General features: G+C 69.4%; 2 pseudogenes. One reads left to right on the top strand and one right to left on the bottom strand.

Features of this window, described 5'->3' with window-relative positions:
* Positions 1–180: pseudogene (locus A5622_RS25025) on the top strand (hypothetical protein); the annotation flags it as partial.
* Position 181: 1 nt separating this feature from the next.
* On the opposite strand, the pseudogene A5622_RS25020 reads toward A5622_RS25025, so the two are convergent.
* Positions 182–529, bottom strand: a pseudogene (locus A5622_RS25020) (hypothetical protein); the annotation flags it as partial.

Below are 529 nucleotides of genomic sequence, written 5' to 3'. Positions count from 1 at the left end.
CAGTCGTTCCACGCCGACAGCCTGGACTCGCTGAAGAACGTGTACTCGACGCTGCAGCGCCAGATCGGCTACGAAACCGTGAAGGGCGACGCCAGCCTGGCCTGGATGCTGCTCGGCGCGTTCGTCCTGGCCGGCGCCATCCTGGCCGGGCTCCTGCTGAACCGCAGGCTGCCCGCCTGAGTCAGCTGGGCAGGCGCCGGTTGATCAGCAGTGCCAGCGCGGTCGCGATCAGGGCGGTCAGCACGGCCAGCCGCAGCCAGCCGGAGCTGCCCGGCCCCGGCACCGTGCGGTAGCCGATCTCGTTCTCGATGGCGTTGTAGCTCTTTTCCAGCTCGCCCAGGCTGTCGGCGTGGAACGACTGGCCGTCGGTGATCTCGCAGATCTTCTGCAGGGTCTGGTCGTCCACCGGAACCGGGATGGTGGCGCCCTCGTAGTCGACGGTGCCGTACGGGGTGCCGAACGAGATCGTCGAGATCTGCACGCCCTCGGCCTTGGCTGCCCGCGCCGCGGTGAACGCCCCCTGCGGGGC

The sequence above is a fragment of the Mycobacterium sp. 1245801.1 genome, assembly GCF_001673055.1.
In the GTDB taxonomy this organism is placed as follows: Bacteria; Actinomycetota; Actinomycetes; order Mycobacteriales; family Mycobacteriaceae; genus Mycobacterium; species Mycobacterium europaeum_A.
Note: the sequence above shows the minus strand (reverse complement) of the source record. Positions and strands in the feature narration are given on the sequence as shown.